The sequence below is a fragment of the uncultured Brevundimonas sp. genome (genome assembly GCF_937863155.1).
Classification (GTDB): domain Bacteria; phylum Pseudomonadota; class Alphaproteobacteria; order Caulobacterales; family Caulobacteraceae; genus Brevundimonas.
The window spans coordinates 1-13,534 of sequence record NZ_CALMFB010000030.1 but is presented as its reverse complement, the minus strand read 5'-3'; the positions used below and the strand labels follow the sequence as shown (position 1 = coordinate 13,534).

Annotated in this window: 14 protein-coding genes; 9 read left to right on the top strand and 5 right to left on the bottom strand. The window is 68.6% G+C overall.

Translation table 11 applies throughout. From position 1 onward, the window contains the following. Window positions 1–34 precede the first annotated feature (34 nt). The 4 genes from Q0581_RS05240 (at window position 35) to rimM (ending at window position 4,225) form a co-directional block, all read left to right on the top strand. Complete coding sequence (locus Q0581_RS05240) at window positions 35–475, top strand: DUF350 domain-containing protein (RefSeq protein WP_298698260.1); 441 nt, start codon at window positions 35–37, stop codon at window positions 473–475. Window positions 476–479: 4 nt separating this feature from the next. Then, window positions 480–1,313, top strand: a complete 834-nt coding sequence (locus Q0581_RS05235) for a serine protease (RefSeq protein ID WP_298698259.1) — start codon at window positions 480–482, stop codon at window positions 1,311–1,313. Between the two features lie 171 nt (window positions 1,314–1,484). Beyond that, entirely contained in the window at window positions 1,485–3,614 is a 2,130-nt protein-coding gene (locus Q0581_RS05230; RefSeq protein WP_298698257.1) for a M13-type metalloendopeptidase, read from the top strand. A 68-nt stretch (window positions 3,615–3,682) separates the two neighbouring features. After that, window positions 3,683–4,225: a ribosome maturation factor RimM gene (gene rimM, locus Q0581_RS05225; protein ID WP_298698255.1), complete on the top strand. Its 543-nt coding sequence runs from the start codon at window positions 3,683–3,685 to the stop codon at window positions 4,223–4,225. Window positions 4,226–4,231: 6 nt separating this feature from the next. Here rimM and Q0581_RS05220 read toward each other — a convergent pair whose 3' ends face one another. Further along, entirely contained in the window at window positions 4,232–4,408 is a 177-nt protein-coding gene (locus Q0581_RS05220; RefSeq protein ID WP_298698253.1) for a YegP family protein, read from the bottom strand. Between the two features lie 86 nt (window positions 4,409–4,494). After that, entirely contained in the window at window positions 4,495–5,211 is a 717-nt protein-coding gene (locus Q0581_RS05215) for a TetR/AcrR family transcriptional regulator (protein ID WP_298698251.1), read from the bottom strand. Window positions 5,212–5,387: 176 nt separating this feature from the next. Here Q0581_RS05215 and Q0581_RS05210 point away from each other — a divergent pair, with 176 nt between their 5' ends. Continuing rightward, entirely contained in the window at window positions 5,388–7,643 is a 2,256-nt protein-coding gene (locus Q0581_RS05210; RefSeq protein WP_298698249.1) for a TonB-dependent receptor, read from the top strand. 128 nt (window positions 7,644–7,771) lie between these two features. Here the strand turns inward: Q0581_RS05210 and mdh are convergent, their stop codons facing one another. Next, window positions 7,772–8,734: a malate dehydrogenase gene (gene mdh / locus Q0581_RS05205; RefSeq protein ID WP_298698247.1), complete on the bottom strand. Its 963-nt coding sequence runs from the start codon at window positions 8,732–8,734 to the stop codon at window positions 7,772–7,774. A 160-nt stretch (window positions 8,735–8,894) separates the two neighbouring features. On the opposite strand from mdh, the gene Q0581_RS05200 reads away from it, so the two are divergent. Genes Q0581_RS05200 through mmcB form a run of 3 tightly spaced genes read left to right on the top strand, consistent with a single transcriptional unit; the run spans window position 8,895 to window position 10,684 of the window. Next, the gene (locus tag Q0581_RS05200) at window positions 8,895–9,791 is read left to right on the top strand and encodes an SIMPL domain-containing protein (RefSeq protein ID WP_298698245.1); all 897 of its coding nucleotides are present in this window, start codon (window positions 8,895–8,897) and stop codon (window positions 9,789–9,791) included. Beyond that, on the top strand, window positions 9,788–10,231 hold the full coding sequence (locus tag Q0581_RS05195) for an HIT domain-containing protein (protein ID WP_298698243.1): 444 nt from the start codon (window positions 9,788–9,790) through the stop codon (window positions 10,229–10,231). The genes Q0581_RS05200 and Q0581_RS05195 overlap by 4 nt, the downstream gene beginning before the upstream one ends. Window positions 10,232–10,237: 6 nt before the next feature. Continuing rightward, window positions 10,238–10,684, top strand: coding sequence for a DNA repair putative endonuclease MmcB (mmcB, locus tag Q0581_RS05190; protein WP_298698242.1), 447 nt, complete (start codon window positions 10,238–10,240; stop codon window positions 10,682–10,684). Here the strand turns inward: mmcB and Q0581_RS05185 are convergent, their stop codons facing one another. Further along, on the bottom strand, window positions 10,685–11,647 hold the full coding sequence (locus tag Q0581_RS05185) for an ABC transporter ATP-binding protein (RefSeq protein WP_298698240.1): 963 nt from the start codon (window positions 11,645–11,647) through the stop codon (window positions 10,685–10,687). A gap of 89 nt (window positions 11,648–11,736) precedes the next feature. Between Q0581_RS05185 and Q0581_RS05180 the strand changes: the two genes are divergently transcribed. Beyond that, entirely contained in the window at window positions 11,737–11,979 is a 243-nt protein-coding gene (locus tag Q0581_RS05180; RefSeq protein WP_298698238.1) for a zinc-finger domain-containing protein, read from the top strand. Window positions 11,980–12,015: 36 nt separating this feature from the next. Here Q0581_RS05180 and Q0581_RS05175 read toward each other — a convergent pair whose 3' ends face one another. Continuing rightward, complete coding sequence (locus tag Q0581_RS05175; RefSeq protein WP_298698236.1) at window positions 12,016–13,425, bottom strand: trehalose-6-phosphate synthase; 1,410 nt, start codon at window positions 13,423–13,425, stop codon at window positions 12,016–12,018. Window positions 13,426–13,534: the final 109 nt, after the last annotated feature.

Below are 13,534 nucleotides of genomic sequence, written 5' to 3'. Positions count from 1 at the left end.
GCGGATTGGGGCGGGATTCGGGCAATCGGAGACTATGGACGGATCGGTGAACAGCGTGCTGGGCAGTCCCGAGGTGCAGGCCTTCGCCACCGGCTTTCCGGTCATGGCGCTGCACCTGGCCGTGACCCTGGGTCTGCTGGCCGGCGGGGCGGTGATCTACGCCCTGCTGACGCCGTGGAAGGAGATCGCCCTGATCCGTCAGGGCAACCCCGCCGCCGCCGTGGCCTTCGCCGGGGTGCTGGTGGGTCTGGCCATCCCCCTGGCCGTCAGCCTGTCGGTTTCGACCTCGCTCAGCGACGTGGCCATCTGGGGCGTGACCACCCTGGTGCTGCAGCTGCTGGCCTTCCGGGTGGTGGATCTGATCCTGACCGGCCTGCCCCAGCGCATTCAGGACGGCGAGGTGTCCGCCGCCGTGCTGCTGGTGGGGGCCAAGCTGGCGACGGCGCTGATCCTGTCCGCCGCCCTGACGGGCTGAGCCGATGCGCCGCATCCTGGGCCTGCCGGACTGGGGGGTGTACGGCCTGGTGGTGATCGGCCTGCTGGTCTTTTCCCTGGCCCGGCGCGAGAACGCCGACGCCCCGCCCGCGCCCGCCCCGCCGGACGAGATGGAGGGCGCCCTTTTGGGGCCCGTGACGCCGTTCGACCCCTCGGTCACCGTCCATGCGCCGGATGGCCCTTATCAGCCCGCTTCGGGCACCGCCTTCTCCATCGCCCGCGACGGCCGCTGGGTCACCGCGCGCCATGTGGTCGAGGGCTGTCGCCAGCCGGCCCTGGTGGTCGGCGGCGGCCGGGCGGTGGCGGCCGATGTGCGCCTGGCGCCGCGCGCCGATGTGGCGGTGCTGCTGACCCAGGGCGGGCCGGCGGCGGTGCCGGTGGCGGCCGAGACGCCGCTGCGCCGGGGCCAGCGCGCTTTCCATCCCGGTTTTCCGCAAGGGCGGCCGGGCGAGGTGACCTCGCGCCTGCTGGGGCGCGAGACGTTGCGGGTCACCGGGCGCGGCGCGCGCGAAGAACCGGTGCTGGCTTGGGCCGAGGTGGGCCGCACGGCGGGCCTGACCGGCGGCCTGTCGGGCCTGTCGGGGGCGCCGGTGCTGGATCGCCAGGGCCGGGCGGTGGGGGTGACCCTGGCCGAAAGTCCGCGTCGGGGCCGCATCTATACGACGGCGCCGGACACCTTCGGCCCGGCCGTGCGCGGTCAGCAGCACGCGGGCGAGGCCCTGGTCGGCGAACCGGTGACCATCGACAACTATGGGGTGGTGTCCGACAGCCTGAGGCGCGATCTGCGGGTGGCCCAGGTGGTTTGCCTGTCGACCTGACGGGTCGCGCCGCTGAATCTTACCGAGATTTAATGTGGTGAACGCACGGAAAGGCCTCAGGCTTTTCGAGTAACGACACAATCCGGCCTGGTTTGATGGTGACGCCGTCCGCAGCGGCGCTAAACCTGTGGGCCGACCGGCAAGTTTGACCCGGAACGGTTAGGAAGACCCATGAAACGCCTGCTCGTTGTCGGCGCCGCCCTCGGCGCCCTGATGATTCCCGCCGCCGCCTCTGCCCATGACGGCGACGCCCACGATCACGCCTGCCTGGACGAGACCTGCAACATCGTCAGTCTGTTCCAGGACGCCGATCCCAACATGCCCGGTTGGCAGGGAACGTCGGCCCCGCGCTATGGAACCTGGGGCTTCGACCTGGCCGGCCGCGACACCTCGGCCACGCCGGGCGACGACTTCTTCCGCTACGCCAACGGCCTGGCGTTCGACGCCATCGAAATCCCGTCGGACCGCACCAACTACGGCTCGTTCGCCATGCTGCGCGAACTGTCGGACAACCGCATCAAAGGCATGATCGACGCCCTGGTGGCGCGCAACGACCTGACCCCCGGCTCGGACGAGGCCAAGGTGGCCGACGCCTACCGCAGCTATATGGACGAGGCGCGGATCGAGGCGCTGGACGCCCAGCCGCTGCAACCGTATCTGGCCGCCATCCGCGCCGCCGACACCCATGAGAAGATGGCCGTCTATATGGGCCAGACCCAGGGTCAGGCGGGCAGCTCGATCTTCGGCACCGGCATCAGCATCGATCTGAAGGAGCCGACCCGTTACGTCACCTCGATGGGCCAGGGCGGCCTGGGCCTGCCCAACCGCGACTACTATCTGGACGCCCGCTATGCGGACAAGAAAGAGAAGTATCAGGCCTATATCGCCCGCATGCTGGAGATGATCGGCTGGGACGATCCGGCTGGATCGGCCGAGGCCGTCATGGCCTTCGAGAACCGCATCGCCGAGGCGCACTGGACCGTGGTCGAAAGCCGCGACCGCGTGCGCACCTATAATGACTACACCCCCGCCCGCCTGGCCGAGGAAGCGCCGGGCTTCGACTTCGGCGGCTATCTGAACGCCGCCGGACTGGGCGCCATCGAACGCCTGATCGTGCGCCAGAACACCGCCATCCCGCGCATCGCGGCCATCTACGCCGAGACGCCGATCGAAGTGGTCCAGGCCTGGCAGGCGTTCCATACGGTGGACGATTCGGCCGCCCGCCTGTCGCGCCGCTTCTCGGACGCCCAGTGGGAGTTCCGCAGCCGCGATCTGTCGGGCCAGCCCGAACAGCGCGCCCGCGACAAGCGCGCCGTCAGCTTCGCCGAGGGCGCCCTGGGCGAAGCCATGGGCCGTCTGTATGTCGCCGAATACTTCCCGGCCGAATCCAAGGCCCAGATGGAGGAACTGGTCGCGAACCTGCGCCGGGCCCTGTCGCACCGCATCGACAACCTGACCTGGATGGGCCCCGAGACCAAGGCCGCCGCTCAGGAGAAGCTGGAGAAGTTCACGGTCAAGATCGGCTATCCGAACAAGTGGCGTGACTATTCGGGTCTGGATATCCGCGGCGACGACCTGTTCGGCAATGTCGAGCGCATCGGCCGCTTCAACTGGCAGTACCAGCTGGGCCGCATGAACGGTCCGGTCGACAAGGACGAATGGGGCATGACGCCCCAGACGGTGAACGCCTACTACAACTCGGCCAACAACGAGATCGTCTTCCCGGCCGGCATTCTGCAGCCGCCCTTCTTCGATCCGCGCGCCGACCCGGCCGTCAACTATGGCGGCATCGGCGGGGTGATCGGCCACGAGATCGGCCACGGCTTCGACGATCAGGGCTCGCGCTCGGACGGCGACGGCGTGCTGCGCGACTGGTGGACGCCCGAGGACCGCGCCAATTTCGTGGCCCTGACCACCCGTCTGGGCGCCCAGTACGACCAGTTCGAGACCCTGCCCGGCTATCATGTGCAGGGCGCCTTCACCATGGGCGAGAACATCGGCGACGCCGCCGGCGTGGCGGTGGGCCTGGACGCCTATCACCTGTCGCTGAACGGCCAGCCGGCGCCGGTCATCGACGGCACCACGGGCGATCAGCGCTTCTTCTACGGCTGGGCCCAGGTGTGGAACTCGCGCTATCGCGACGAGGCGCTGAAGCAGCAGGTGGCCACCGATCCGCACAGCCCGGCGCGCTTCCGCGTCATCGGCCCGGTGCGCAACGTCGACGCCTGGTACGACGCCTTCGGCGTCCAGCCGGGTTCGACCTACTATCTGCCGCCGGAAGAGCGCGTGCGCATCTGGTAAGGCGGTCGCCTTATCGGTGAAAAGCGAGGGGCGGCGTCTGCACAGGCGCCGCTCTTCTGCTATGGGCCATGGCCATGTCGGAGCATTCAGTGACGGACAGATTGATCCTGGTGGGCCAGGTGGCGGGCGGATTCGGCGTCCGGGGTGAGGTGCGGGTGACGGCCTACACCGCCGACCCTCTGGCGCTGACCGCCTATGGGCCGCTGCTGCGCGCCGACGGCTCGCCGGGCCTGACGCTGACCTCGGCGCGGCCGGACAAGACCGGCGTGGTCGGCCGGGCGCGGGAGATCGAGACCAAGGAACAGGCCGACGCCCTGCGCGGACTGAAGCTGTATGTGCCGCGCGATCGCTTCCCCGAACCGGAAGACGACGAATTCTATCTGACCGATCTGATCGGGCTTGAAGCGCGAGACGGCGACGACGCGGTGATCGGCCGGGTCAAGTCGGTTCAGAATTTCGGAGCCGGCGACATGCTGGAGATCGCACCCGCATCGGGCGGCGCGACCTGGTATCTGCCCTTCACGCGCGAGACGGCGCCGGACGTACGCCCTGGCGAGGGCTGGCTTCGGGTGCTCCGGCCCGCCGAGGTCGGCGAGCCGGAACCCGGCTGATTCAGATCAGCTGTTGTCTTCGACCGGCGCGTCCGGGCCGTTCTTCTTGATGGAATCGATGGCGTTCTGGGCCGACGACTTGGAGCTGTAGCCTTCGGTCGAGAACATGGTCTCGCTGTTGTATTTGAAGCGGACCCGGAACTCTCCGGCCTTGTCCTTGTAGATTTCGAACTTGTGGGCCATCGGCGCCTCCTCTGGCGGGGTGGGGAAGAAGCGTCAGGTTTCCCGCCACGGGCGTCCGCGTCAAGTGACCGTCTGGCGACCGGGCTTCAGCCCTTGTCCGTCGTCGTCGAACAGACCGCGCGGAAACCGGCCGCCGCGAACCGCACCAGATAGTCGCCGGCGGTCTCCAGATCGCCGGACTTGCACAGCCCGTTCGACAGCCGGTCCAGACGGCCCGTCTCGCCCAGGGTCAGCGTCAGGGCGCCCGACAGATTATGATAGGCCCAGTACAGGTCCACGTCGTCGGCGTGCGGCATGATCTGCTTGATCAGTTCGATCAGGCGCCGGATGGCCGGATCGAAATAGCGGGCCATGGTCTCGCCGCCGAAGGCCGGATTGGCGTTGGTCTGGGCCACCAGGGCGGCGTAGTGCTTCCACCCCGGCCCGCCCTTCAGCGACCACTGGAACGGCGGGCGCAGGAAGGCCTCGAACAGGCCCTCCAGCGTCATGTCATCGCCGGCGGCGCGGGCGTAGCGGTTGATGGCCTCGACCCGTTCGTTGTTCCAAACCGCCGCACGGCGCAGGAAGACGGCGTCGAACAGACCGCGCTTGGCCTGGAAATAATAGTGGACCAGGGCCGTATCCACGCCCGCCTCGCGCGCGACCTCGCGGATGGTGACGCCATAGAAGCCGTGCTTGGAAAACAGGTCCTCGGCCGCGTCCAGGATGGATTCGCGCGTATCGCCCGAGGCGGCCTTGCGGGCCTTGGGCGGGCGGCCCCGACGGGCAGGGGCGGCGGGTTCGGGCGCATCCGGTTCGCTCATGAATCCAGCCTTAGGACGGCGCCCCCATCCTGTGCAACGGCGCCACAGCACAGCCGTAACCGGTTTCGCCCGCGCTGACGGGATTTGACAGGTCGGTGAAAGATGATCACCTTCCCGGAAAATCATTGAACGCTGAATAAAAGCGTCTGGGCTGGAAACATCAAATGAGGATCCCGATGAATCGCATCGCCAAGACCGCCCTTATGGCGGGCGCCGCCTGGGGCGCGCTATCCACCATCGCGCTGGCGCAGGACGCCGCGCCGCAGCAACAGGCCAATGCGGTCGAGGACATCGTCGTCACCGCGCGTCGCACCGAGGAATCGGCCCAGACGACGCCGCTGGCCGTCACCGCCTTCAACGCCGAGACCCTGCAACGCCAGGGCGCGCTCCAGGTCACGGACCTGCAGGGCGCGGTGCCGAACCTGAACATCGTCCAGGGCCGCGGCTCGTCCAACTCGACCAACATCTATATCCGCGGCGTGGGCCAGCCCGACGCCCTGCAGACCTTCGACCCGGCCGTCGGCGTCTATGTCGACGACGTCTATTACAGCCGCATCCGGGGCACCCAGTTCGACCTGTTGGACCTGGAGCGGATCGAGGTTCTGCGCGGACCGCAGGGCACCCTGTACGGCAAGAACACCATCGGCGGCGCGCTGAAGCTGGTGTCGCGCCGTCCGGGCCAGGAATTCCGCGCCCGCGCCTCGGCGGCCTATGGTTCGTATGACCTGATCGACATCCAGGGCGCCGTCTCCGGCCCGATCACCGACACCCTGGCCTTCGGCCTGTCGGCGCTGCATTCGCAACGCGGCGGCTATGTCACCGACCCGGTCACGGGCGCCGAGTACAACGACAAGAACACCACCGCCGTGCGCGGCTCGCTGGCCTGGGACCCGGCCTCGAACCTGCGCGTGGATTTCGCCGCCGACTGGTCGCGCGACGACGCGGGCCTGACCGTGGGCCAGGCGACCAGCAATCTGTATTCGATCCTGGGCGTGCCGATCCGCAACTTCCCGAACCCGCTGCCCCAGTATGATTTCCGCACCCGCGTCACGCCGGGCCTGCCGAACCTGACCGAACTGAGCCACTGGGGCGGTTCGCTGCGCGTCGAATGGGATCTGTCCGACAGCCTGACGCTGAAGTCGATCACCGGCTATCGCGAGCTGGAGACCACCGACTACATCGACTTCGACGCCACCGAACTGTCGATCTCGGAAGCCCTGGTCGACGTCTCGCAACAGCAGCGCAGCCAGGAGTTCCAGCTGACCTATGACAGCGGTCCCCTGACCGCCGTGGCCGGCGTGTACTATCTGCGCGAAGAGGTGTCGTCGCACCAGGAAGCCTACGCCAACGATCTGCTGGGCGCGGCCTTCGCCAACTCGCCCTTCACCCGCACCATCGACGACGCCCTGGAGACGACGTCCAAGGCGGCCTACGCCAACGTCAGCTTCGCGGTTTCGGACCAGCTGCGGGTTTCGGGCGGCATCCGTCGCACCGAAGAGGAAAAGGACTACATTCGCAGCACCTCGACCTTCTACGCCCTGCTGCCGGCGTTCAACGCCACCTATCCGTTCGCGCCGCCGGTCGGCGAATATGACGACACGTCCCTGGCCGCGTCGATCGACTATCAGCCGGACCCGGACACCCTGTGGTACCTGCGCTATTCGGAAGGCTTCAAGTCGGGCGGGTTCAACGGCCGCGCCAACTCGATCGCTGAATCGAGCGAGTACGATCCCGAAACCGCCGAAAGCTGGGAAATCGGCTTCAAGGCCACGCGCTGGGACAACCGCCTGCGTTTCAACGCCGCCTATTTCATCACCGACTATCGCAACTTCCAGGCGCGCGTCTCGGGCACGGACATCGACCCGATCACCAAGGCGCCGTCGCCCAAGCTGTCGATCCTGAACGCCGGCGGCCTGTCGCTATCGGGGCTTGAGATCGAAACCGTCCTGGTGCCGATCCCCGGCCTGCAGCTGGACGCCCAGATCGGTTATCTGGACGCCGACTACACCGACTTCGCGGACGCCCAGTTCACGGCCTTCGGCGGCAGCCGCGCCTTCCAGGTCCCGGCCTTCTCGCCCAAATGGACCGCCCGTTACGGCGCCCAGTACGAAGCCATCCTGGGTGACGGTTCGTCGATCACCGTGGGCGGCGCGGCCAAATTCCGTTCGCGCATGGCTCTGGCCGTCGACAACACGATCCTGAACACCAATGTCGAGCTGCCGGGCATGTTCCAGGACGATTACTGGACGTACGACGCCCGCGTGGTCTGGAGCGATCCGGCCAGCCGCTACACCGTCGGCCTGTATGGTCAGAACCTGTCGGACGAGGTCTACAAGACCGACGCCCAGGAATTCTCGACCGTCGGCGGCATCCGCACGGCCTATTACGGCGCGCCGCGCACCTGGATGCTGAAGGTCTCGGCCCGCTACTGATCGGCCGAAATAACTCCTGAACCTTGGGGGCGGCGATCCGATGGGTCGCCGCCCTTCTTCTGTGCTGCGCGCACGAAAAAGGGGCCGCGTCGCCGCAGCCCCTTCTCGGGTTCGGATTGTCGGGCCGATCAGGCCAGCGACGGATCGGCCTGTTTGCAGGCCTCGATCAGGCCCATGACCGAATCCACCGACTTGGCCAGCATGGCCTTTTCGGCGTCGTCGGTGGTGAACTGGACGATCTTCTCGACGCCGCCGGCGCCGATCAGGGCCGGCACGCCGACATAGAGGTCGTTCAGCCCGTATTCGCCCGACACCCAGACGGCGCAGGGCAGGACGCGCTTCTGGTCCAGCAGATAGGACCGGGCCATGGCGATGGCGCTTTCGGCCGGCGCATAGAAGGCCGAGCCGGTCTTCAGCAGGGCCACGATCTCGCCTCCCCCTTTTCTGGTGCGCTCGACGATGGCGTCCAGGTCGGCCTGGGTCATGAAGCCCGCGGCGACCGCGTCCGGCAGGGGCAGGCCGCCGACGGTCGAGTGGCGCACCATCGGCACCATGTCGTCGCCGTGACCGCCCAGGGTCCAGGCGTGGATGTCCTGCACCGACACGCCGGTCTTCTCGGCCAGGAAATAGGCGAAGCGGGCGCTGTCCAGCACCCCGGCCATGCCCACGACCTTCTCTTTCGGCAGGCCCGAAAATTTCTGCAGGGCCCACACCATCGCGTCCAGCGGGTTGGTGATGCAGATGACGAAGGCGTTCGGGGCGTGCGCCTTGATGCCTTCGCCCACGGCCTTCATGACCTTCAGATTGATGCCGATCAGGTCGTCGCGGCTCATGCCCGGCTTGCGCGGCACGCCGGCGGTGACGATGCAGACGTCGGCGCCGGCGATGTCGGCGTAGTCATTGGCGCCCTTCAGGGCCACGTCCTGGCCGAAGACGGCGGTGGCCTCGGCGATGTCCAGACCCTTGCCCTGGGGCGTGCCCTCGGCGATGTCGAACAGGATCACGTCGCCCAGCGCCTCGCGGGCGCAGATGTGGGCCAGGGTGCCGCCGATCATGCCGGCGCCGATGAGGGCGATCTTGGCGCGTGCCATGGTGTCTCTCCGGGTCGTGTTGCGTTGCGAAAAGGAACGGTTGGCGGCGGTCTAGACCCCTGGGGTTCGGGCCGCAAGGCGGGCGCGGCCGCATCGCCCCGGTTTTGACACCGCCGCCCGCCAGCGTCACCTTTTCCGCAGTCCGAAGGAGGCCGCCGCGATGCGCAAGACCCTGATTCCGACCTTGGCCGCCGTGCTGCTGGCGGGGCCTGCCCTGGCCCAGACGCCGCCCGCGACCATCGGCGACCGCTATGTGCCGGCGCCCTGGTGGATGCGCGACGCCGTGATCGCCTCGATCGGCCATGTGCGGGTGCAGATCCCGGCCAACCGCGCCTATTTCCAGGCGGGGTTCCAGTCGGTGGACCGCAGCGTCGCCGACGCCTCGCGCAAGGCCGCCGATCAGGTGCGCGCCCTCAGCCAGGCCCTGGCCGCCTATGGCGTCGACACGGTGCGGGTCGAGACCAGTCTGTCGACGCAGCCGCTGTACGACCAGTACCGCGACGAGAACGGGGTGATGCGCGACAATGTCCGCGCCGACCGCATCCAGCGCTATCAGGCCGTGGCCACCGTCAGCGTCACCGTGCGCGACACCGCCGTGCTGGAGCGGGTCTACGCCACCGTGGTCGCGGCCCAGCCGTCGAACATCACCCAGGTGGGCTTCAATCTGGAGCCGGACAATGCGGTGAAGACCAATCTGGCCAATGCGGCGGTGCGCGACGCCGCCAGCCGCGCCCGCGCGGCGGCCGAGAACGCCGGCGCCCGTCTGGGCCCGGTGCGGGTGATCGACCCGACCGGCCGAGCCTGCCAGACCGATGTGCTGGCCGGATGGCCATCCTATGGCAGCGGGGCGGGCCTGCCGACCGATGTGGAGGCCGGGGTGGTGCTGACCGGATCGCGCATCCGCGCCGACATGGCGCCGCCGCCCGCCGCACCGCCGCCTCCGCCCGGCGGCGGCGGCCCGTCGGAAGAGGCCATCGAGGCCGCGCGCCTGGCCCTGCAACCGCCGCTGCGCGACCTGACCGACCAGGCCTGCGTGGTCTATGGCCTGAACGGATGAGCCAGGACTTCCAGGTCGATCCGGCGTTCGAGGCCGGATCGGTCTTCGTCGCCGACTGGCCTCTGTGTCAGGTGCGGCTTCAGGACGATGCGCGGTTTCCCTGGCTGATCCTGATCCCGCGCATCGCGGGCGCGACCGAGATCGAGGATCTGGCGCCCGCCGACCGCGCCCGGCTGATGGACGAGATGGTGCGCGCCGGGGCGGTGGTGCGCGAACTGGGCCGGGCGCTGGACCGGCCAGTGGACAAGCTGAACCTGGCGGCCCTGGGCAATGTCACGGCCCAGCTGCATGTCCATGTCGTCGGCCGCCGCCGCGACGACGGCCTGTGGCCCGATCCGGTCTGGGGGCGGCCGGGCGCGCAGGCGTGGCCGGCCGATCTGCACGACCGGCTTCTGGCCCTGGCCCGCCAGGCTTGCGCCGGGAACACAAGCGGAACATAAGGCGGGATGACCGCCGCGGCCGTGCATCTGGAACTGGTCTTTTCGCGCCCCGAGACGACGCTGGGGGTCACGCGCGGGGCGGCGCGGCTGTTGCTGGACATGGGCTATGCGCCGCTGGCCGAGGTCTGTCTGCCCAATGGGCGGCGCGCCGACGTCATGGCCATCGGGCCGCGCGGCGACATCGTCATCGTCGAGGTCAAGTCGGGGATCGAGGATTACCGCGTCGACCGCAAATGGCCCGAATACGCCCCCTATTGCGACGCCTTCTATTTCGCCGTGTCGCCCGAGTTTCCCGAGGGCGTCCTGCCGGACGAGCCGGGCCTGATCGTGGCCGACGGCTTCGGCGGGGCGGTGGTGCGGCCGGCGCCGTCCGCGCCCCTGGCCCCGGCGCGGCGCAAGGCGCTGACCCTGGCGCTGGCGCGGCTGGGCGCGCTGCGCAGCTGGCGGGAATGATCAATCCCGCGTGGGGTCGCGCTGGTTCGCGTCGCCATAGGTCAGGGCCAGGAAGACGTCCTCCAGGTCCGGGTCTTCGGTGGTGATGTCGCCGATGGTCACCCCGGCGGCGCGCACGGCGGCGATGACCTGTTCGACCGACGACTGGCCCTTGCGATAGGTCACGGCGAAGGCGCCGTCGGCGCGGCCCGTCACCTCGAACCCCGCCAGGGCCGGCGGCGCGGCCAGGGCGCTTTCGGGCGTCACCACCACATTGCGCGTGTCCAGCCGGCGCAGCAATTGCGGCGTCGGCTCGCAGGCGATGATCTCGCCATGGTTGACGATGGCGATCCGGTCGCACAGCGCCTGGGCCTCTTCCAGATAGTGGGTGGTCAGCACCACGGTCACGCCCTCGGCGTTCAGACGACGCACATAGGCCCACAGCTGGCGGCGCAGCTCGACGTCCACCCCGGCGGTCGGCTCGTCCAGGATCAGGATCGGCGGAGCGTGCACCATGGCCTTGGCCACCATCAGGCGGCGCTTCATCCCGCCCGACAGGGCGCGCACATAGGCGTCGGCCTTGTCCGCCAGGCCCACGGCCGCCAGCAGTTCATCGGACCGCCGCTCGGATTTGGGCACCCCGTAGAAGCCGGCCTGGACCTCCAGCGCCTCGCGCGGGGTGAAGAAGACGTCGGCGACGATCTCCTGCGGCACCACGCCCAGGGCGGCGCGGGCGTCGCGCGGCTGCTGGTCGATGTCGCGGCCCCAGATGACCACCTGGCCCTCGGACTTGTTCACCACGCCCGCCAGAATGTTGATCAGCGTCGACTTGCCCGCGCCGTTGGGGCCAAGCAGGCCGAACATCGATCCGCGCGGAATCTCCAGGTCCACCCCCTTCAGGGCGGTCTTGGGCGGCGACTTCTTGGACCCGGCATAGGTCTTCTTCAGGCCGCGGATCTGGATGGCGTTGTCAGGCTGGCTCATGAAATCCCGGAGGCTGGCGGTTTGACGCCCGGCGGCGCGCCGCATAGGTATGCCCCCGACCCTTAACCGCCAAGGCCGGACGCCCGAAAATGCCGCCTCGTCACTCCGACGCGATCCTTCCGCCGCCCGAACAGATCACGGTTTCGACCAAGCGCGTCGCCTGCGACGGCGGCGGCGGCGCCCTGGGCCACCCGCTGGTCTATATGGACATGGGCGAGGACGACTTCGTCGAATGCGGCTATTGCGACCGCCGCTTCGTGCTGTCGACGAAGAAGGCCCGGCCGGAAAGCGAATACCTGGACCCCGCCGCCCGCCCGCCCGAGGCGCACTGACCCCAGGTCAGCCGCCGTCAGGTCAGCCCAGTCAGGTCAGGCCGCATTCGCCGGCGCATTGTTCCCTGAGATGGGGGCGGCTTTCAGCGCGCGGACGAAGGCGTCGCGCCAGCCGGCCACGTCGGTGTCGCGCACAACCTGCATCAGCGCCTCCCATTTGCGCCGCCGCTCGGCCAGCGGCAGGGTCAGGGCCTTGTGGATGGCGTCCGACAGCTCCTCGCGGCTGAACGGATTGACCAGCAGGGCCTCGCCCATCTGTTCGGCCGCCCCGGCGAAGCGCGACAGGATCAGCACGCCGGGATCATCCGGGTTCTGGGCCGCCACATATTCCTTGGCCACAAGGTTCATGCCGTCGCGCAGGGGGGTGACCAGGCCGACGCGCGCGGCGCGATACAGGCCCGCCAGCTGGTCCCGTCGGTAGGTGCGGTTCAGGTAGCGGATCGGCTGCCAGTCCATCTCGGAATATTCGCCATTGATCCGCCCGGCCAGGGCGTCCAGCCGCGCGCGGATGTCCTGATAGGCGTCGACCTCGTCACGGCTGATCGGCGTCACCTGCAACAGGAAGACCTTGCCGCGCTGTTCGGCATGGTCGTGCAGGAACTGCTCATAGCCCAGCAGCCGCTGCTCCAGCCCCTTGGAATAGTCCAGCCGGTCCACCCCCACGATCATCGAGCGGAAGGCGGCCGAGGCGGCCATGCGGTCGTAGGTGCGCACCCCGCCAGCGGAATCGCGCGCCTTCAGGAAGCCGTCCACATCGATGCCGATAGGGAAGATGCCCGTCTGGACCCGCCGGCCGAAGCACTCCAGCCCGCCTTGGCCGTCCAGTTCGCCGCGCGCCTCGCTGACCACATAGTCGCGGAACAGGTCCAGCCATTCCTCGGTGTGGAAGCCCACCAGATCATAGGCGAACATCGATTCCACCAGCCGCCGATGATGCGGCAGGGTCACCAGCAGCTGCCGCGCCGGCCACGGCGTATGCAGGAAGAAGCCGATCCGGTTGGTCACCCCCAGCCGCCGCAGGTCCCGCGCCAGGGGGATCATGTGATAGTCGTGCACCCAGATCACGTCGTCCGGCTGGATTAGGGGGGCCAGCACCTCGGCGAAGCGGCGGTTGGTCCGCTCATAACCCTCGCCATACGACCGTTCGTAGGCGGACAGATCGACCCGGTGATGGAACAGGGGCCACAGGGTCTTGTTGGCGTAGCCGTTGTAATATTCCTCGACATCCTGGGCCTCCAGATCGACCAGGGCCACCTGCACCCCCGCCCGATCCTGATGCTTCAGTTCGCCGGTGAAGGTTTCGACCGTCTCGCCCGACCAGCCGAACCACAGGCCGTCATAGGTCTTCAGCGCCGCGGACAGCGCCATGGCCAGGCCGCCCGCCGAACCGGCGGCGGGGTCGACGGGGGCCGACACCCGGTTGGAGACGACGATCAGCCGGCTCATCGCACGTCTCTCCACTCGCGCAGCCGCGGAAGCTCCTCCCCCCTCGGGGGAGGGGGACCATGCGCAGCATGGTGGAGGGGGCTGATCCACGCGCCGGTGTGCAGGGCCG